16 protein-coding genes and 1 pseudogene are annotated in these 18,576 nt (G+C 69.9%); 14 read left to right on the top strand and 3 right to left on the bottom strand.

Going from position 1 to position 18,576, the window contains the following annotated elements; translation table 11 throughout:
* Positions 1-65: 65 nt before the first annotated feature.
* Positions 66-209 (bottom strand): hypothetical protein, encoded by a 144-nt coding sequence (locus A3IG_RS34235; protein ID WP_018384007.1) that lies wholly within the window; start codon positions 207-209, stop codon positions 66-68.
* A gap of 316 nt (positions 210-525) precedes the next feature.
* Here A3IG_RS34235 and A3IG_RS0113040 point away from each other — a divergent pair, with 316 nt between their 5' ends.
* The 9 genes from A3IG_RS0113040 (at position 526) to A3IG_RS0113080 (ending at position 12,325) form a co-directional block, all read left to right on the top strand.
* Positions 526-1,755, top strand: a complete 1,230-nt coding sequence (locus A3IG_RS0113040) for a helix-turn-helix domain-containing protein (protein WP_407701023.1) — start codon at positions 526-528, stop codon at positions 1,753-1,755.
* A 10-nt stretch (positions 1,756-1,765) separates the two neighbouring features.
* Complete coding sequence (locus tag A3IG_RS0113045) at positions 1,766-2,248, top strand: NUDIX domain-containing protein (RefSeq protein WP_026220222.1); 483 nt, start codon at positions 1,766-1,768, stop codon at positions 2,246-2,248.
* A 108-nt stretch (positions 2,249-2,356) separates the two neighbouring features.
* A complete protein-coding gene (locus A3IG_RS0113050; RefSeq protein WP_018384010.1) occupies positions 2,357-3,811 on the top strand; it encodes a YDG/SRA domain-containing protein in 1,455 nt (484 codons plus the stop codon).
* 898 nt (positions 3,812-4,709) lie between these two features.
* Complete coding sequence (locus tag A3IG_RS0113055; protein WP_018384011.1) at positions 4,710-6,602, top strand: metal ABC transporter substrate-binding protein; 1,893 nt, start codon at positions 4,710-4,712, stop codon at positions 6,600-6,602.
* Between the two features lie 599 nt (positions 6,603-7,201).
* Positions 7,202-8,548 carry an erythromycin esterase family protein gene (locus A3IG_RS0113060; protein ID WP_040911396.1) on the top strand — a complete coding sequence of 449 codons (1,347 nt, stop codon included), beginning with the start codon at positions 7,202-7,204 and terminating at the stop codon, positions 8,546-8,548.
* Between the two features lie 86 nt (positions 8,549-8,634).
* Complete coding sequence (locus A3IG_RS0113065; protein ID WP_040911398.1) at positions 8,635-9,813, top strand: serine hydrolase domain-containing protein; 1,179 nt, start codon at positions 8,635-8,637, stop codon at positions 9,811-9,813.
* 123 nt (positions 9,814-9,936) lie between these two features.
* Entirely contained in the window at positions 9,937-10,245 is a 309-nt protein-coding gene (locus tag A3IG_RS0113070; protein WP_104530746.1) for a CopG family transcriptional regulator, read from the top strand.
* Between the two features lie 246 nt (positions 10,246-10,491).
* A complete protein-coding gene (locus tag A3IG_RS0113075; RefSeq protein WP_018384015.1) occupies positions 10,492-11,415 on the top strand; it encodes a helix-turn-helix transcriptional regulator in 924 nt (307 codons plus the stop codon).
* Between the two features lie 85 nt (positions 11,416-11,500).
* Positions 11,501-12,325: a dioxygenase family protein gene (locus tag A3IG_RS0113080; RefSeq protein ID WP_018384016.1), complete on the top strand. Its 825-nt coding sequence runs from the start codon at positions 11,501-11,503 to the stop codon at positions 12,323-12,325.
* Between the two features lie 215 nt (positions 12,326-12,540).
* Here A3IG_RS0113080 and A3IG_RS0113085 read toward each other — a convergent pair.
* Positions 12,541-12,930, bottom strand: a pseudogene (locus A3IG_RS0113085) (cupin domain-containing protein); the annotation flags it as partial.
* Between the two features lie 173 nt (positions 12,931-13,103).
* Here A3IG_RS0113085 and nsrR point away from each other — a divergent pair.
* The 3 genes from nsrR (at position 13,104) to A3IG_RS0113100 (ending at position 15,319) form a co-directional block, all read left to right on the top strand.
* Positions 13,104-13,550: a nitric oxide-sensing transcriptional repressor NsrR gene (gene nsrR / locus A3IG_RS0113090; RefSeq protein WP_018384018.1), complete on the top strand. Its 447-nt coding sequence runs from the start codon at positions 13,104-13,106 to the stop codon at positions 13,548-13,550.
* A 70-nt stretch (positions 13,551-13,620) separates the two neighbouring features.
* The gene (locus A3IG_RS0113095) at positions 13,621-14,817 is read left to right on the top strand and encodes a globin domain-containing protein (RefSeq protein ID WP_018384019.1); all 1,197 of its coding nucleotides are present in this window, start codon (positions 13,621-13,623) and stop codon (positions 14,815-14,817) included.
* 85 nt (positions 14,818-14,902) lie between these two features.
* Positions 14,903-15,319 carry a hypothetical protein gene (locus tag A3IG_RS0113100; protein WP_201787531.1) on the top strand — a complete coding sequence of 139 codons (417 nt, stop codon included), beginning with the start codon at positions 14,903-14,905 and terminating at the stop codon, positions 15,317-15,319.
* On the opposite strand, the gene A3IG_RS0113105 is transcribed toward A3IG_RS0113100, so the two are convergent.
* A complete protein-coding gene (locus tag A3IG_RS0113105) occupies positions 15,288-16,826 on the bottom strand; it encodes an SDR family oxidoreductase (protein WP_018384021.1) in 1,539 nt (512 codons plus the stop codon). The genes A3IG_RS0113100 and A3IG_RS0113105 overlap by 32 nt on opposite strands.
* Before the next feature lie 324 nt (positions 16,827-17,150).
* On the opposite strand from A3IG_RS0113105, the gene A3IG_RS29625 reads away from it, so the two are divergent.
* Positions 17,151-17,966: an alpha/beta fold hydrolase gene (locus tag A3IG_RS29625; protein ID WP_018384022.1), complete on the top strand. Its 816-nt coding sequence runs from the start codon at positions 17,151-17,153 to the stop codon at positions 17,964-17,966.
* The gene (locus A3IG_RS0113115) at positions 17,966-18,541 is read left to right on the top strand and encodes a TetR/AcrR family transcriptional regulator (protein WP_018384023.1); all 576 of its coding nucleotides are present in this window, start codon (positions 17,966-17,968) and stop codon (positions 18,539-18,541) included. The genes A3IG_RS29625 and A3IG_RS0113115 overlap by 1 nt, the downstream gene beginning before the upstream one ends.
* Positions 18,542-18,576 lie beyond the last annotated feature (35 nt).

Consider the following 18,576-nt stretch of genomic DNA (forward strand, 5'->3'; position numbering starts at 1 on the left):
GACTCCGCAGGCGTCCAGCAGCAGTGTCCGGTCCGGGGCTTCGCAGTGCAGCCGCGGTCGGCTCCTCACAGCGTCCTCCCGGCCAGCTCGCCACCGCTGCCATCGCCGGGAACGGCCGGCATGGCTGCAACCAATACGTCCCCCATTGAGTGGGTAGCGATCGCGGACGGCCCCGTCAACAAGGGGATGCACGTCTGCAGATAGCGCATGATGAAGCTCCATCAGTAGATCGGTGACCCGTGCGTAACCGGACTCTCCGGCTGAAGTGACCGTGCTGGCGCTACGGCCGTTCTCTGCTGGTTCGGTGACAGACTGGAACTGCGCACCCTCTACACCTCCGTTCCGCGGGCCGTGCCCGCCTCCCGTTTGAGAAGCAGAGCCGAAGGTCAAAACGAGCCGACACAAGGGAGTTGATGACGTTGTCCTGCGGCTTTCTCGGTCTCCTGCGACAGTAGGCGGGGAGTCCCACGGCACCCCGGAAAATCCTTCCGGGGCCCCTTTCGGCCACGAGGTGATGTTCAGGTAATGCGAGGAATCACAGAGCATTTGACCACCGGGGAGCGCGTCGCCTGGTACCGGCGCCGACGCGGCCTTTCTCAAGAGGTCCTGGCCGGCCTTGTCGGACGCACCACGGACTGGCTGAGCAAAGCGGAGAACAACCGGATAGAGCTCGACCGCCTCTCGGTGATCACTTCACTTGCCGAAGCCCTCGACGTCTCCCTCGGAGACTTGCTCGCAGAACCGACCCTCATGGAGTGGTCCAACGACAGCGGCCGGCATACAGTCCCAGCCTTGCGTAACGCCCTCATGGACTACAGGCAGCTCACGCCCTCGTTGGGAGCCTTACCCGACGAGGAACCACCTGCTCTGGAGCGCTTGCGGGCCGACGTGAAGGAAGTTCTCGACGCCTACCAAGTCTCCCGGTACGGCTTCGCCACTCGACGGCTTCCCTTTGTCCTGGCCGATGCCCTTGCCGCCTCCCGCGCGTACTCAGGGCGCGAACGGGAGGAGGCTCATGCCGAGCTCGCCCTGGCCTACCACGGTGCGGCAATGGTGCTGGGTAAGGTCGGCGAATCGGAACTGGCGTGGATCGCCGCCGACCGTGGGTTGGCAGCCGCGCAACAGAGCGGCCAGAACGCGGTGACGGGCTCGCTCTTCCGGGCGGTCACGCACTGTCTGATGGCTACCGGCCGCTTCACCGCGGCGATCCAGCTGGTGAACGATGCGGCAGCCGTCATGCAGCCCGATCTGGGCACCGCGAACAACGAGTACCTTTCTGTCTACGGCACGCTCTTCCTCGCCGGCGCTATGGCGGCCGCCCGAGCGGAAGACCGGGCAACCACACAGACCTTCCTTCGGGAGGCCGACGAAGCCGCGCAGCGGCTGGGCACCGACGCCAACCACCTATGGACGGCCTTCGGACCGACCAATGTGGCCATCCACTGCGTTGCCACCGCCAGAGAGCTCGGTGACATCCAGATAGCCGTGGACCTCGGACAACGCGTCGACACCAGTGGCTTGCCTGTCGAACGGCGCGTGAGGCACAGCCTGGAAGTCGCCCGCGCACTCAGCGCCTGGAACCGGACCGACGAAGCCCTGGCCAGGTTGCTGGACGCCGAACGAGCCGCTCCCGAACAGGTGCGCCACCACTACCTGAGTCGGGAACTGGTCATCGGCTGGATCCGCGGCACCCGTGGCCGCCCGTCCCAACCTGTGGCGGACCTGGCACGCAGGCTCGGCGTCGTGGGTGGCTAGAGTCCATCCCGTGAGCGAAAACGAGCACGAAGCGAAGATGGCCCACCCGCGCATGGCAGCAGGCGCACTCTTCTTCGACGACGCCGACCGAATCCTGCTCATCGAACCCTCGTACAAGGATTATCGCGATATCCCCGGCGGTTACGTCGAGCACGGGGAGTCACCTCTGCAAGCCTGCGTGCGCGAAGTCCACGAGGAGCTGGGCATCAAGCCCCCCATCGGTCGCCTGCTCGTTGTGGACTGGGCACCGAACCCGGGAGAGGGCGACAAGGTCCTCTATCTCTTCGATGGGGGCCGCCTCAGTGCAGGCCAACGCCAGCAGATCGCGCTGCAAGCCGACGAGCTCCGCGGCTTCGGCTTTCACCAAGCCGAAGAGCTGCCCGAGATCACCATCCCCCGCCTCATACGCCGAATCACTGCTGGCATCCAGGCCCGCGCGAGCGGCTTGACCGCCTACCTGGAACACGGGAAGTCCCCAGAACCAAACGGCTGACGAGGGAGCATGTCGGCGATGGAGGGGAAAGTGGCTCTGGCTCCCCTTGCCTGCCTGAGCCACGATTCAGGCATCACCGGAGAAGCTTGATCAGCGGGGCCGGGAGAGGTGGACGACACCCGCGGCGCGTCGCGGACCGCCGTCTACGCCGCCCTGAACGGTACTCGCCTGCCGAGCATCCAGACTTTGGACACCATGGTCGAAGCCTGGACCGATGGTGGTGCGCCGGAGCTGCAGCGGTGGCGCGAACGACGTCGCGTCACCGAGGAGTCTCTGGCTGAGGCCACACGACTAAAAGGCGTTGCCACGGCACGTCGTACCCCCGAAGAGGAGGACTTCCATGAGCAGCTGTGCGCAATGTGGCAGGAGTGCGGCAGCCCCTCGACGGGGAGGGTGGCGCGGCACTGCGGCCTGAGCGCACGGAGTCTCGATTCCTACTTGGGAGGGCGGACGCTACCGACTGCCGCGCGCCTTCGCGAGCTCATCAACGGGCTCTCGGTGGTGCAGAGGGACAGTGAGGTCCCGTTGTCATCCCAACGCAAGGCACTGGTCGGTGAGGCGCTCTTCCGGGCACGTACAGCCCACAAGGAAGAGCGGAGCAGGGTCCGTCAGCTGGCAAAAGCCCTACCCGGAGGACAGCCGACCGACTCAGACACTCCGCATTTCGACGGGTTCGGAGCCGTGCCGGGCGTTCGTCCCGGGCAACGGTTCGCCACCCGACGAGCGCTGGCCCAGACTGGCGTGCACCGGCAGTCCATCGCCGGCATCGCCGGCAGAGGGGATCGTGGAGCGGAATCAGTCGTACTCGCTGGCACACACGCCGATGACGACCACGGCGACGTGATCATCTACACCGGCGAGGGCTCGGTGGACCCGCGCCGGCAGACGCACGATCAGCAACTGACCCGGGGAAATGCGGCTCTCGCAGCGAGTGCCGCCACCGGCCTCCCCGTTCGAGTGACCCGACGGATCGCCACGGGTCCGCACGCTGGGTCGTACCGCTACGACGGACTGTACAGAGTCGAGGACTACTGGTCCGAGCAAGGTCCACACGGTCACAGGGTGTGGCGCTTCCGCCTCGTTCAGCTCCCAGCGGTGGAGCAAGGTGAAGTCGCCCAGCCAACGCCCGCGCTGACGGCGGGTACGCAGATGCGAGAGCGCGGTGATCGCCCCCGTTCGGTGTCCTCGGTACAGCGCGTCGTACGAAGCACCGCAACCGCGAACCTCGTCAAGCGCATGCACGACTACACGTGTCAGGTGTGTGGCATCCGCCTCCAGGGTGCGACAGGCGGATACGCCGAGGCAGCACACATTCGTCCGCTGGAGCCGCCGCACGACGGTCCGGACGCGGTGGAAAACGTGCTCTGTCTATGCCCCAACCATCACGTGCTCCTCGACCAGGGCATGTTGATCATTAACGACGACCTCACCGTTGTGAACCGCGCGGACAGCACTCTGCTCGGCCGCCTCCACGAAACCGCAGAACACCGGGTCGACAGGCGACACCTCGCACACCACCGGGTCCACCACGGGCTGCCTACGGATGTGACATACCAGGCATGACACACGCCCGTGACAGGCCCTATGGCCCGCATCTTCTCAACTAGCTGGCCTCATCGTGGACCGCACCGATGCAACAGCAGCCACGGGCACTCCGATACGGCAATGCGTGCGCGCGAGCGTCGGCCCAGCCACGCCCCTCCCTGGCGCCACGGCCTTCGGATAGGTAGACGCCGAGCCCCTCGGTCTCAGTTTTGGTCTCATTCACCCCTGTCCAGCCACGTACGTCGCCCACCCAACGATCCGCTCCACCACAGGTCAGAACGTACTCGTCTCTCCCCGAACCTCCAGACGAACACTTGGAAAGCGTGTTGGGGGCAACCCCTCACGAGTTCGAATCTCGTATCCTCCGCAGCCGCCTGAACAGGCAAGACGAAGGGCCCCGCCGATCACCGGCGGGGCCCTTCGTGATGTTCCTCAGCCCTCGTTGTCCTGGTCTTTCTCCACAGGCGGCGCCTCGAACGACGTCCTTCCGAGGGCCTGGGGAGTGCGGCGTGGGAGGCGTCTGGGCTCGGTGCCCCGCCGATGTCGAGACACCCACCCGCCGGATCGGTGAGGTGGACGCGGCCTCAGGGTCCCATCTCGCCGCACCTCGGCTCACAGGTCACTTGGACCGTCGGGCATCGCACAGGCCGGGGGCTGGGTAACATCCTCACCCTGGTCCCGGCACTCGGCGAGGTGTTCCATTGCGGCAGCGGATGGCGGTTTCGGTCGTCGGGTTAACAGGTCCCAAACTGCGCTCTGCGATGTGTTCCGACTCCGGGGAGGGGGAGTCGCCGACGCAATCGCGTGTTGATGTGGCCGGGCTCGCCAACCGCATAGCCGCGGGCGGGCGGGTCCAAGGGACGGACGGTCTCTCGTACGCGCGCACCGGGGGACGGGCAACCCGAGGGTGGCACAGGTGAGACGGCGCCTCCTCGCACTGACCGCGCCCCTCCAAGTCCTCGCCCTGGCCCTCGCGGGCTGCTCGGGGCTGTCGTCAGGCGACTCCACGAAGCTGCGGATCACTGTCACCGGCCTTCCGAAAGGCGCCGACGCCAAGGTCACCGTGACCGGCCCCGAGGGCGACACGTTCACCCTCACCGAAAGCGAGACGCGCGATGTCGCGCCCGGCAAGTACGTGGTCGCCGCCAGCAGCGTCGAGCATGACGGCACCACGCACCATGCGGCCTCCGACCGGGCCACCGTCAACGTCAACGACGGCACTGTCGCCAAGCAGACCGTGAACTACGACATCGCCGTGCCTGACAGCACCACCGTGGTGAAGACGCAGGAGCGGTCAGAGATAGTCGACATCACCAAGGACACCATCGTCTTCACGCGCGGCAAGGCCGCCGAACACCTCACGGACGACGGCTTCGTCATTGCCCCCGATGACACGGCGCCAGCCGGCCTGCTCGTGCGCCGGATCACCAGCCTCCGCAACGAGGGTGACACCACCGTGGCCCGCACGGAGAAGGCCACTCTCCCCGAGGCCATCCCGGAGGGAGTCATCGAATTCGGCCTTCCCGATCGCGGCGGTGAGGCTGCCTCCCGTTCCGCCTCCCGCGCCCCGTCCGTCGGCACTGCGAACTACGCTTCCCTGCCGGCGCAGAGGGAATCCGACCCGCTGTTCGAGGTCGGCTTCGGGGGCCTGCAGGCTGGCGTCGAGCGGCAACAGCGGGACCGGCAGAACAAGCCGAACGGCAAGAAGGGCGTCTGCGCCCTCGAGACGCCTCCGGTGAAGATCGCGCTGAACGACGTGAATGTCGGCTACACCGGCAAGTTCAGCTGGAGCTCTCTGACGGAGCGCCCGGAGCTCGATATGTCGCTGACCATGGGTGCCGATATCGAGACGTCCGCCGAGGGTCGCTTCGATGCGAAGTGCAGTGTCGAGGCGTCCACCAAGCACATGCAGGTCGACAAGATCTGCGAGTACGGCGTGGCCAAGCTTGTCAGACTGGGCCTGATCCTCAACCTGAGCTGTGACGCCAAGGTCGTGATGAAGTCGAACATGAACTTCCCGTTCGGTGACGTCAAGTTCTCCTCCACTTACGGGATAGATTTCGGCGTCGGCGTGAAATCCACCCGTGACACCCCGCCGACCGGCCACATCAAGCGTCTGGCCAGCCGCGACTTCAAAAGCGAGACGGAGGGTAAGCACTTCACGCTGGGAATGGAGATCGCTCTGGAAGTCCAGCTCGGCGCCGAGTTGGCAGAGGTGGTGGGTGAACACCTCGTACTCGAACAGTCGATCGCCATGGAAGGCACCAGTGGGGAATTCAAAGTCCCTGCCAAGGGGAAAATCTTCCACCGGCACACCTCCGGGATCGGCCGGTACGAGACCTTCAAGGACACCCAGCTCTTCCACTGGGGCAAGGACGTCCTCGTGCACAGGAACAAAACGAAGGACGTGCCTCCAAAACCGCAGGAGAAACAGCCGTCGAAGGACGACCTGGCTGGCTACCGCGTGCTGACCATGGAGGACTCGGCGAATGAGTCCAAGGTGGACGACCTCGAGAGATATCTGCTGTCCCGCGCTCCGGAATACAACCCGAACGCCGACGGGAAGCCGGTGGCTCTGCACATCGAAGCCCAGGACCACGCCAATGCCCTCGTCGAGGGCAACACGCTGACTCTCAACTCCTCCTGCCCGAGGTCGGACAGCACCTGCCAACGACTGGTTCTGGAACTCGATCACCCGCTGGACACTGCCGGTGTGAGCGACATCCAGATCCACGGAAGGTACAAGGTGACCATGACGTCCGGTCGGCACGGAGTGACCTTCCTCAAGCTGACGAACGCGGAGGCCTGACGACGGAGGAGTCGACCGGCCTACACCGGAAGGCCCCCAACGAACGCCTCAGGCCGTGCTGCACGGCCTTCGCCACCAGGTGCACGAGGTCGTTGGGCGCGCCGCCTATCGGCCGGATCGCCCGAACGGCTGTGTGAACAGTTGGAAAGCGTGCCGGGGCAACCCCTCGCGAGTTCGAATCTCGTATCCTCCGCACCCGCCCAGCAGGGCAGACGAAGGGCCCGACCTCGACGTTGTCGGGCCCCTCGTGATCCCCAGTCTCGGTTTCCGTTCCGGGTGGTTCCCGGGAGCTGCCGTAGCACCCGCCGACCTGCTGCGCGACCCCGCGGAGCACGGCCACGGTCACACGCGCGTTCCGTGCGTGCACCCGAGCCACCTCGTGAGGGTCGCGGGTCCGAACCCCGCCGGGTGCGCACAGGATCACGTGCCCCGGAGTGGTCCGGGACCTCCGGCGTTCACAGGCTTGGGCTAACGGACGGCCGCCGAGCGGGGTAACCGGCCGCGCCGGGCGCCGGACCCCGTGGTGTTCGGCTGCATGCTGTGCTCGAGGGACATTCCGGACTCGTGAAGAGAGCGCGACCGTGCAGCTCCTGCCCCGCATGCCGAACCACCGCCGCCTGTCCGCGTCCGCCGCGGCCCTGCTGCTCGCCGTGCTGTCCGTGCTGTGCGTTCCGCCCGCCCGGGCGGGCGGGGCCTCGCCGGACCCGGTCGTCGCGGCGCTGACCCGCGCCGCGCACCCGTTGCGCACCACCGAGCCGACCGGTGGGACGGCTGATCTCGCGCCGCTGGGGCGTGCGGTCGGCTCCTCCGTGATCGTGTCCGTGGGCGAGGCCACCCACGGCAGCCACCAGTTCTTCACCCTCCAGGACCGCGTCTTCCGGTACCTGGTGCGGCACAAACACTTCACGTCCTTCGCCCGGGAAGCGGGCTGGAACGCCGGACAGCGGATCAACGACTGGGTGCTCACCGGCCGCGGCGACATCCGGCAGATCATGCGGGAGGTGTTCCAGAGCTCGGACCGCCTGTGGAACAACCAGGAGTACCTGGACCTGTTCCGGTGGATGCGGGCCCACAACGTCCTGCACGCCCGGAAGGTGCAGTTCACCGGGAACGACATCGCCCCCGTCGAGCCCCAGCTCTACGACAGGGTGCTGGACTACGTGGCCCGTGAGCTGCCGGAGCTGTACCCGGCCGTGGAGGAGCTGTACAGCGGGCACCCGACCGGGAGCGTGCTGGCCGCGACCCGGGAGTTCACCGCCCGGCCCCAGGACGAGCGCCTGGACCTGGCCCGACGCGCACAGCAGGTGTACGCGTTGTTGAAGGCCCATCGGCCCGCCCGGTACAGCGCGGCCTTCGAATGGGTCCTGCAGGACGCCCGTGTCATCGCCCAGGACACCCGCTTCTACTCGTTCGACTCCTCCGACGACGCCCAGCTCATCCAGCAGGACCTCTACCGCGACTCCCAGATGGCCGCCAACCTCACCTGGTGGTACGAGCACACCCGCAGCAAGACGCTGCTGGCCGCCCACGACGGCCATGTCGCCTACGTCAGCAACAGCCCGTACTACCCGCGGCCTGAGGGCGCGTTCCTGCGCGACCAGTTCGGCAAGCGCTACACCAGCATCCGCACCAGCTTCGGCGGCGGCTCGTTCCTGGCCTACGACGCCGACAGCGTTCAGACCCCGGTGCCCCTGGACGTCTTCACCGTGGGACCCCCCGCGCCGGACTCCAACGAGTACACGCTGAACAAGGTGCCGTACCGCGACTACCTCCTGGACCTGCGGACCGTCCGGCCCCCCGCCCGCAAGTGGCTGACCGTGGCCCGGCCCACCTACGAGATCGGGGTGCTGTGGCCGGTCCCGCTGCCCGACACCGCGCTACGCCCGAGTTCCGACCTGCTGATCCACCTGCGCCACGTCGACGCGGCACACCTCCTGCCGGAGTGACGGCCGCCGCGGCGCCGCCACCCGACGGCGACCACCACAGGTCCGTGAACCGGCGCACCTCGTCACCGGCCGTCGAAGGGATCCCCATGCACCGACCACCGCTGCTGACCGCCGTCCTCAGGGGACTCGCCCTCGTGCTCGGCCTCGGGCTGCTCTGCCCCCCGGCCTCGGCCGCGGGCGGTCAGGGCGGCGTCGCAGGCCGCCCCGGAGGCGGTGGCGGCCTCCTCAGCGTCCTCGAGGAGGCCGTCCAGCAGGGCTCGCCCGGAGCCCTCGCCCAGTCGCGCAGGGGCTCCCACGTCCGGAACCTGGCGGCCGGCGTCGCCGACATCCGGACCGGTGAACGGCCCAGGGCGCCCATGCGGTTCCGCATCGGCAGCGTCACCAAGACGTTCGTGGCGACCGCGGTCCTCCAACTCGTCGCCGACCACCGCCTCCGGCTGGACGAGACCGTTGCGGACGTCCTTCCCGGCGTCGTGGACCGCAACGGCAACGACGGCTCGGCCATCACGATCCGCATGCTGCTCAACGACACCAGTGGGCTGTACGAGTACACGCAGGACCCGCGCGTCGAGCAGATCGTGCTGCGGGACCCGGCGCACTGCTTCACCCCGCGGGAACTGGTGGACATCGCGGTCGACCACCCGCCGGTCTTCGCCCCCGGGACCTCCTGGGAGTACTCCAACACCAACTACTCGCTGCTGGCCATGGTCATCGAGAAGGTCACCGGCCAGTCCTACGGCGACCGGATCACCCGCCGTATCCTGCGCCCCCTCGGCCTGGCCGCCACGTCGTTCCCCGGCTGCTCACCCCGCCTGCCCCGTCCCCGCCTGCACGGCTACACCAAACCCGACACGGCCGGCCCGGAGATCCAGGACGTCACGGACTACAACCCCTCCTTCGCTGCGGGCAACGGCGACATGATCTCCACGGTCGGCGACCTGAACCGCTTCGACTCCGCCCTCCTCGGTGGTCGGCTGCTGCCCGAACGGCTGCTGCGCATGATGCTGACCCCGACCCCGGGCTCGTTCCCCAACACCGACGCGTTCCGCTACGGCTTCGGAGTGGTGATCGCGCGGACGGCCTGCGGTGTCACCGTGTACGGCAACGCGGGCTCGATCCAGGGCTACGAAACGTGGATGAGCGGCACGCGCAGCGGTCGGCACACCATGTCCCTGGCCCTCAACAACGACTGGCTGGACCCGACCGACACCATCCTCCAGGCGATCACGGCGGAGTTCTGCGCCCGTCGAGCAACGGGGCACTGATCGGCGAGGGAGAAGCGTGGTGGGGGGGCGACCCTCACGAGTTCGAGTTCCGTATGTGAGCTGTCGTGCCTCGCGGCGCCATGAAGAAGGACGAGCCACGCCACTCTTTGTATGGTCTCTTGCATGGCGGCGACCAGGAAGATGACGGTCACGATCCGCGCGGATCTCCTCGACGAGATCCGGGCTGAGGCGGCGGAACGGGGCCTGTCGGCATACGTCGCCGAGGCCCTGCGCTTCGAGCGCGACCGGGACCAGCTACGGGAAGTGGCGGACTGGCTCCAGGAGGAGCACGGTGCTCTCACCGAGCAGGAGCGCACGGCGGCCTTCGATGAACTGGGGGAACTTGACGCCGAGCACGAGCGCCGCCGCGCTGCCGGGAAGCTCACCGGAAAGTTCGCCGGAGGCTCCGCCCCTGAGGAGGCGGGCCGCTGAACCCGGGCGGAGGCGACTGCGCGTCTGCGTGCTCGACCGCGAAGGCCTGACCCTGGCCGTACGGGGCTGCCGTTCGCGTCCGGCAGCATGACGGACACCTCCGCGTGACCTTCGCCCGTCGGGCCGGCCCAGCCGCGCGGAGCGGGCCCGTGGGGGCGGTGCCCGCTGCCCAGGTGGCGGTTCGGCGGATATCGTGACCGGCGCGTAGCCGTTGGTCCGGACCAATGCCGAGGAGCGTGAGACGCCATGCTCGACGATCCCGTGCCCATGCACCGGCTGGACGTTCCCGCCCCGCAGTTCCTGCCGTTCGCCATCGGGTCGTTCGACAGGATCGGCCCGCTGTCCCGCGCGGGTTTCCCCCACCGGCACACCTTCCACGAGATCGTGTACGTCCGTCAGGGACGGGGCAGCCACGTCGTGGACACCCGTCGGTGGCCGCTCGACCCGCCCCATCTCGCCTTCGTCGCGCCGGGCCAGGTCCACTTCTGGGAGGGGGTGCGGGACCTCGAGGGGTGGGTGGTGCTCTTCACCGAGGACTTCCTCGTCGTCCATCCCGAGGACCGGGACGTGCTGCACGAGCTGGCCGAGCTCCCCTGGCTGTGTCCCGGGCGGAGCCTGGCCCCGGCCCTGTCAGGACTGGTGGCGGAGATGGAACGGGAGTACCTGGGGCGGGCCCCCGACTTCGTCAGCGTTCTCCAGGCCTACCTGCACGTCCTGCTGGTCCGCGCCCGCCGGTTGTCCCGGTCGGCGGCGCCGTGGACCGCCCCGGCCCGCCCGGAGGAGGAGCGGGCCAGGTCCATCACCCGTCGGTTCAACCGGCTGCTGGGCGAGTCGGGGCCCGCGGTGGCGGAGCTGTCCGTACGGGGCTGCGCGGCCGAGGTGGGCATCTCGACGGGGTACCTCAACGAGGCCGTGAAGCGGGTCACCGGGCGCACCCCCGGCCAGTTGATCCGGCAGGCGCAGGCGCGGGAGGCCAAGCGGCTGCTGGCGACGACTGAGCTGACGGTGGCGCAGGTGGCGCGGCTGGCCGGGTTCACGGACGCCGCGTACTTCTGTCGTTTCTTCAGGCGTGAGACGGGCACCAGCCCGGGCAACTTCCGCCGGATGACCCGTGCCGATCACCATGACCACCGGGTCTGGTCCATCGACTCCCCGACGGCGGCCGAATAGCGTTTCACGCGTCCCCCCGTGATGGCGCCTGCCCCGCCGTTCCGACGTGGGTTCCCACGCCCCCTCCTCAAGGAGCCGTGAAGCCGTGACCACACAGGAGAACTCCCCGGACCAGCAGCAGACCCCCTCGGGCATCAGGCGCAAGGACCTGTTGAAGGCGGCGCTCGTGGCGCCGTTGCCGCTGATCATCGCCGGCGCGGTCCCCGCGCTCGCCCGTGACCGCGCCTCCTCGGGCAAGCCGCTGGTGCCGACGCCGGCCGCCTGCGAACCGGGAGAAGCCCCGACGCACTCGCAGATGGAGGGCCCGTACTTCAAGCCCAACTCCCCGGAGCGCACCTCACTGATCGAACCGGGCACCCAGGGGACCCGGCTCACCGTCAGCGGGTACGTCTTCGGACTGTCCTGCCAGCCGATAGCCAACGCCCTGCTGGACTTCTGGCAGGCCGACGTGTACGGCGCCTACGACAACGCCGGCTACCGGTTCCGCGGGCACCAGTTCACCGATTCCCAGGGCGCGTTCAGGCTCGCCACGATCGTGCCGGGGCTGTACCCGGGCCGCACCCGGCACATCCACGTCAAGGTCCAGGCGCCCAACAAGCCCATCCTCACCACACAGCTCTACTTCCCGGGCGAGCCGCGGAACAACACCGACTCGCTCTTCGACCCCGCGTTGCTGATGAACATCAGGACGGTCGGTTCGGAACAGGAGGGCACCTTCGACTTCGTGCTGAACGTGGACGGGGGCGGGGGGCCCACGGACCCGCCCGGCGGCACCTGGCAGCCGGGGGTGAGCTACTCCGTCGGGTCCACCGTCACGTACGGCAGCGGCACCTACCGGTGCCTCCAGGCGCACACCTCCGTCGTCGGCTGGGAACCGCCGAACGCCCCCGCGCTCTGGCAGCCCGTCTGACGTTTGAACGGCCGTGCCACCGCCGCCGGGAGGGTGGCACGGCCCGGAAGGGGTGCCGGCACCGAACGACCGGGGTGCTCGGGGCCGGCACCCGCCCGCGTCCCGGGTGGTGGGGCTCAGCCGGGGGTTCCGGTGTCCCCCGGGCCCGGGTGTCCGCCGGCGGGGCGGTGCTCCTCATCGGACAGGCGCGGGGACCCGGACGGGCGCCGGGACTCGGACGGGCGCTGGATTCGCATGCCCGGCCGACGGCGGTGCACCGTCAGGTACGCCATGCCGCGCCCGCCCGCCACCATGGCGCGGGTCGAGCCGTGTGGGAGCCAGACCAGCTCACCCGCGCCGAGGGGCCGTGGACCCTCCGTGGTGACGAGGGTGCCGTCACCGGCGATGACCAGGACGAGGACGTCCAGGTCCGGCTCGGTGTGGGTGTCGATCCGCTCCCCGGGGTGAACGCGGATGACGTTGGCGTCGAGTTGCCGTCCCGGCTCGGACAGCCGCCACACCGCGCCCGCCGCCGTGTCGAGGTCGGTGAGTGCCCCCGTGTCGCACAGCACCCGGGGGACCGGGGCGTCGGCCGGTTCCGGGGAGGCGGTGCCTGTCTCAGTCATGCGTTGCCACCGTTCGACGTGTCCTCGTTCTTCTGGTGTGCCCTCAGGTTCCCGGACCCTCGGGACAGGTGCCCGGGGCCGGTGCGCGGCGCCGGCCACCGTGGCGCATCCCACACTGCCATGCGCCCATTCTAAATAGGAATCAGGCATGCGCATTTGATAGCGTCATGGTTGTGCGGCTGACAAAGTTCACCGACCTGGCGCTCCGTGCCGTGATGCGTCTGGCGGTATCCGACGAAGGTGGCGCCTTACCCACCACCCGCAAGGTGGCAGAGGTCGTGGACGTCCCCTACACCCACATGGCGAAGGTGATCTCCCGGCTCCAGCACCTCGGCGTGGTCGAGGCCAGGCGTGGTCGAGGCGGCGGGCTCACGTTGACCGGGCTGGGACGGCGCGCCTCGGTCGGCTGGCTGGTGCGCACGCTGGAGGGGGAGGGGGAGGTCGTCGCCTGCGAGGACGATCCGCCCTGTCCGCTGCGCGGGGCCTGTCGACTCAGACGGGCGCTGCGGGACGCGCAGGAGGCCTTCTACGCCACGCTCGATCCGCTCACCGTGGACGACCTGGTGGCGTCGCCCACCGGCCCGGTCCTGATCGGTCTGGTCGGCCGCGGTCCGAAGTGACCGATATTCCGTGCGCGGGCTTTTATCGCGACGGAAAATACGAAGATCATGTACCAGTTAGGAGTTCGGCATGCTCTCCGAACAGTCCGCTCCGGTCATCCGTGCCACGCTTCCCGCGGTCGGTGCCGCCATCGGTGAGATCGCCGAGCGGTTCTACCACCGGCTCTTCACGAACCACCCGGAACTGCTCCGCGACCTGTTCAACCGCGGCAACCAGGCCAACGGAGAGCAGCAGAAGGCGTTGGCGGGCTCCATCGCGGCGTTCGCCGGCATGCTCCTGGAGCACCCCGACACCCGGCCTGACGCCCTGCTCGACCGGATCGCGCACAAGCACGCCTCGCTCGGCATCACCTCCGACCAGTACAAGATCGTCCACCGTCACCTCTCGGCGGCGATAGCCGAGGTGCTCGGCGACGCCGTCACCCCCGAGGTCGCCGAGGCCTGGGACGAGGTCTACTGGTTGATGGCCAACGCGCTGATCGCCATCGAGGCCCGTCTCTACCGGGAAGCCGGCGTCGCCGAGGGCGAGGTCTGGCAGCGCCTGGAGATCGCCGAGCGGCACGAGGTGACGCCGGACGTGGTGTCCTTCGTCCTGCGGCGTCCCGACGGCCGGCCCCTCGCCTCCTTCCGCCCCGGCCAGTACGTCAGCGTCCAGGTGGAACTCCCCGACGGGGCCCGGCAGATCCGTCAGTACAGCCTCTCCACCGCCCCAGGCCGCCCGCAGTGGCGCATCACCGTCAAGCGCGTGGTGGGCGGGGAGGAGCCGGAGGGCGAGGTCTCGACCTGGCTGCACCGGAACGCCCGGGTGGGGGACGAGCTCACCGTGTCGGTCCCGTTCGGTGACCTGGTCCTGCCCGAGGGGGACGGCCCGCTGCTGCTGGCGTCCGCCGGGATCGGCAGCACGCCGATGCTCTCCATGCTCGACCACCTGGCCACCGCCGGATCGCCCCGTCCGGTGACCGTCGTCCACGCCGACCGCAGCCCTGCCGACCACGCCCATCGGGAGGAGCTGCGCAGCCTCGTCCGGGCGTGCCCGAGGGCGGAGCTGCACCTGTGGTACGAGGAGCCCGGTGACCAGGCGCCCGAGGCGGCGTCCGGCCAGGCGGACATCGGCGCGGTGGAACTCCCGGAGGGCCTGACCGCCTACCTGTGCGGCCCGCTGCCCTTCATGCGCTCGACGCGTGCGGACCTGTTGGCCCGGGGGGTGCCCGCGGAGGCCGTCCACTACGAGGTCTTCGGTCCTGACCTGTGGCTCGGGCAGCAGTGAGGGCACCGGCCCGCCACCCGTACGGTGGTCCACGGCCGGGCGGCGCCCCGGAACCGGTGGAGAAGGAGGGCATCGATTGAACGCCATGTCGGCCGTGGCCGCTGCGGGCACCTTCGTCTGGTTGGGGATGGTGCTGGGCATCTCCTTCCTGGAGGCGCCGTTGAAGTTCCGCGCGCCCGGGGTGACGGTGCAGATCGGGCTGGGCATCGGACGGGTGGTGTTCCGGGCGCTCAACCGGGTCGAGGCGGTGCTGGCCGTGGTCGTGGTCGTGGCCGTCGCCTTCGGGGAGCCCTCGGCCGTCGAGGGGGTGCTCGCCGCCGTCACCGCGGTGCTGCTGGCCACGCAGCTCATCGCGGTCCGGCCCGCGCTCAACCGCAGGTCCGATCGGGTCCTCTCTGGAGAAACGCTTCCGCGGTCCCGGACCCACCTGGTGTACGTGGCCCTCGAGGTGGCCAAGGTCGTCGCCCTGCTCACCCTCGGCGTCGCGGTCCTCGCGGGGTGAGGACGGGGCCGCGGCCCGACCGGGCGGCGTTGGCGATGTTCCTGGCCATCCCGCCGAACACCACGGCGTGCGACGGGGCCAGGGACCACCAGTAGGCGTGCCCGGCGAATCCGCGCGGGTGGAACAGCGCCCGCTGGCGGTAGACGGTCCGGCCCTCGGGGTCCCGGCCCACGTGGAGTTCCAGCCAGGCGAGTCCCGGCAGGCGCATCTCCGCCCGCAACCGCAGGAGCTCCCCGGGGACGATCTCCTCGACCCGCCAGAAGTCGAGGCAGTCCCCGACCCGCAGTCGGGCCGGGTCCCGGCGCCCCCGGAGCAGCCCGACCCCACCCACCAGGGTGTCGAGCCACCCCCTGAGGGACCAGGCGATCGGCGACGAGTACCAGCCGTGCTCGCCGCCGATCCCCTCCACCACCCGCCACAGCGTCTCCGGCGTGGCGTCCACGACGCGCTCGCGGTGGTCGGTGTAGAGGCTCCCGCCGGCCCAGTCGGGGTCCGTGGGCAGGGGGTCGCTCGGGGCCCCGGGGGTGGAGGCGGAGGTCCAACGGGTGGCCACGTCCGCCTCGCGCACCCTCTTGAGGGCCAGTCGGATCGCCTCGTCCAGCCCGACGAGGGGACGCGGTGGGCCCGGGAGGTAGTCGGCGAGGTCCAGCTCGGCGCAGGTCACCTCGTGTTTGAGGGACTCGACCAACGGTCGGGCGATGCCGCTCGGCACCGGGGTGACCAGGCCGATCCAGAGGCTGGACAACCGGAGGGTGAGCACCGGCACCGGAATCACCAGCCGTCGTGGCAGACCTGCCACCGCCGCGTACCGCCGCATCATCTCCCGGTAGGTGACGGTGTCGGGCCCGCAGATGTCGAAGGTGCGGTTGACGTCGGCGGGCAGCCGCGTGCACGCCGCGAGCAGGCGCAGCACGTCGCGGATCGCGATGGGCTGGATGCGGGTCCGCAGCCAGCTCGGGGTCACCATCACCGGCAGGCGCTCGGTCAGGTAACGCAGCATCTCGAACGAGGCGGAACCAGAGCCGATGATCACGGCCGCCCGCAGCGCGGCCGTCGGCACCCCCGAGGCCAGCAGGACCCGGCCCACCTCGGCCCGGGACCGCAGGTGCGGTGACAGCTCCTGCTCGGGGACCCCGGACGGGTTGAGACCACCGAGGTAGACGATGCGGCGGACCCCGGCGAGGCGCGCCTGCTCGCCGAAGGTCCGGGCCGCACGCCGGTCGGTCTCCTCGAAGTCGGGTCCGGTCCCCAACGCGTGCACCAGGTAGTAGGCGACGTCGATCCCGGCCATCGCCGCGGCGACGGACCCGGCGTCCGTCACGTCCCCGCGGACCACCTCCACCCGTTCCCTCCAGGGGTGGTCACGCAGCTTCTCGGGCGAGCGGGCCAGGCAGCGCACCGTGTGTCCCCCGGCCAGCAGCTCGGGCACCAGTCGGCCGCCGACGTAGCCGGTGGCCCCGGTCACCAGGCAGCGCAGCGGTGGCCGCTCACCGTCCACGCCGGTCACCGGCCCCGCCTCCGGCCCCGGCCCCGGCCCCGACCCCGGCTCCGGAGCCGATGCCGGTGACCGTGACGGCTGGCTGCGTGGATCGGTCGGGTGTGTGACGTCGTCCCATGTCGCTCCCCGGGAGGTGGGTCGGTGCGGGCTCCCACCGGCCATGTTTGGCCCCGCGGTGTCCGGCCGCAACCGCGCGGTGGGGAGGGTCCGGCGGTTGATCCCACCGCGGCCGGTCCGCGGGCGCCCGCCCCGGGATCGGCTAATGCTTGTTTTGTGTAAGCTAATAACATTAGCTTCGGCATGCTGGGCGACTACGGAAGGACGGGGCAGCCCGTGAACACGACCACCACGGAGTTCCTGGAGACGGCGGGCGGCCGACTCGCGTACGACGACACCGGAGGCGACGGCCCGCTGGTGATCTGCACTCCCGGGCTCGGTGACCTGCGCGGCGAGTACCGGTTCGTCGTCCCGGCCCTCGCCGCCGCCGGGAGGCGCGTGGCCACCATGGACCTGCGCGGCCACGGCGAGTCCTCCACCGGGTGGAACGACCACTCGCCGCAGGCGGTCGGCGCGGACGTCCTCGCGCTGGTGCGGCACCTCGACGCCGGGCCGGCCGTGCTGATCGGTGAGTCGGTGACCGCGGCCTCCGCGATCTGGGCGGCTGCCGAGGCGCCGGAACTGGTCACGGCCCTGGTGCTCAGCGGCCCGTTCGCCCGGGACCTCCCGCTGAGCCCGGTCCAGCGGGCCGCGGTGCCGCTCCTCGGCCGGTTCGTTCCGCTGTGGACGGCCTACTGGTCGTCGCTGATGCCGAGCGCCAAGCCCTCCGACTTCGCCGCCTACCGGGCCGCGCTCGCGGCCAACCTGCGCGAACCGGGCCGCCGGGCCGCGCTCCGCACCATGCTCGCCGCGTCCAAGGCCGCCTGCTCGGCCCGGGCCGAACAGGTGCGCTGCCCCGCGCTGGTGGTGATGGGCGGCAAGGACCGCGACTTCAAGGACCCGGCCGCCGAGGCCGCCCACGTCGCCGGCATGGTGCGCGGCAGCGTCACCGTGATCGAGGACGCCGGCCACTACCCCCAGGTCGAGTACCCCAGGGCCTTCGTCGCGGCGGTCGAGGAGTTCCTCGCGGGCACCGGGGCCGGGAGCGCGTGATGGCCCGGGCAGGACTCACCCCACGGGTCGTGGTGGACGTGGCCTTGGACCTCGTGGACGAGCGGGGGGCGGACGCACTGACGCTGGCGGCCGTGGCCAAGCGGGCGGGAGTCGCCACACCCTCCCTGTACAAGCACATCGGCGGACTCGCCGACCTGCGGCGCATGGTCGCGACGCGGGTCGTGGAGGGGCTGGCGCAGGAACTGAACGCGGCGGTGCTCGGCCTCTCCGGCCGGGACGCCGTCCGCGCGCTGCTCCGCGCCTACCGGTCCCACGTCAGGAGCCGGCCGCACCGCGTGCGGTTCCTGGAGACCGCCCCCACCCCTGACGACCCCGAGGCGTCGCGGGCGTACCGGGTCGCGGTTGACGTGATGTTCGCCGCCCTGCGCACCTACGACCTGGTCGAGGGCGAGCGGGTGCGCACCACGCGCCTGTTGCGCTCGATGGTCCACGGCTTCGTGGTGCTGGAGGTGGCGGGCGGGTTCGGGCTGCCCGAGGACGTGGACGCCACCTTCGAGGAACTGCTGGACGACGCGGAGGCGCTGCTGGACCGCCGCGCCCCCTCGACCGCCTGACGCCCGGCGGGGTGGTGGACACCGTCGGTCGTCGG

The organism is Wenjunlia vitaminophila DSM 41686, assembly GCF_000380165.1.
GTDB lineage: Bacteria > Actinomycetota > Actinomycetes > Streptomycetales > Streptomycetaceae > Wenjunlia > Wenjunlia vitaminophila.

Bases quoted from the DNA above. Each gene is read 5' to 3' on its own strand.
- A3IG_RS34235 (WP_018384007.1), bottom strand. From the start codon at position 209: ATGCGCTATCTGCAGACGTGCATCCCCTTGTTGACGGGGCCGTCCGCG.
- A3IG_RS0113040 (WP_407701023.1), top strand. From the start codon at position 526: ATGCGAGGAATCACAGAGCATTTGACCACCGGGGAGCGCGTCGCCTGG.
- A3IG_RS0113060 (WP_040911396.1), top strand. From the start codon at position 7,202: ATGCCGAACCACCGCCGCCTGTCCGCGTCCGCCGCGGCCCTGCTGCTC.
- A3IG_RS0113065 (WP_040911398.1), top strand. From the start codon at position 8,635: ATGCACCGACCACCGCTGCTGACCGCCGTCCTCAGGGGACTCGCCCTC.
- A3IG_RS0113070 (WP_104530746.1), top strand. From the start codon at position 9,937: ATGGCGGCGACCAGGAAGATGACGGTCACGATCCGCGCGGATCTCCTC.
- A3IG_RS0113075 (WP_018384015.1), top strand. From the start codon at position 10,492: ATGCTCGACGATCCCGTGCCCATGCACCGGCTGGACGTTCCCGCCCCG.
- A3IG_RS0113095 (WP_018384019.1), top strand. From the start codon at position 13,621: ATGCTCTCCGAACAGTCCGCTCCGGTCATCCGTGCCACGCTTCCCGCG.
- A3IG_RS0113100 (WP_201787531.1), top strand. From the start codon at position 14,903: ATGTCGGCCGTGGCCGCTGCGGGCACCTTCGTCTGGTTGGGGATGGTG.
- A3IG_RS0113115 (WP_018384023.1), top strand. From the start codon at position 17,966: ATGGCCCGGGCAGGACTCACCCCACGGGTCGTGGTGGACGTGGCCTTG.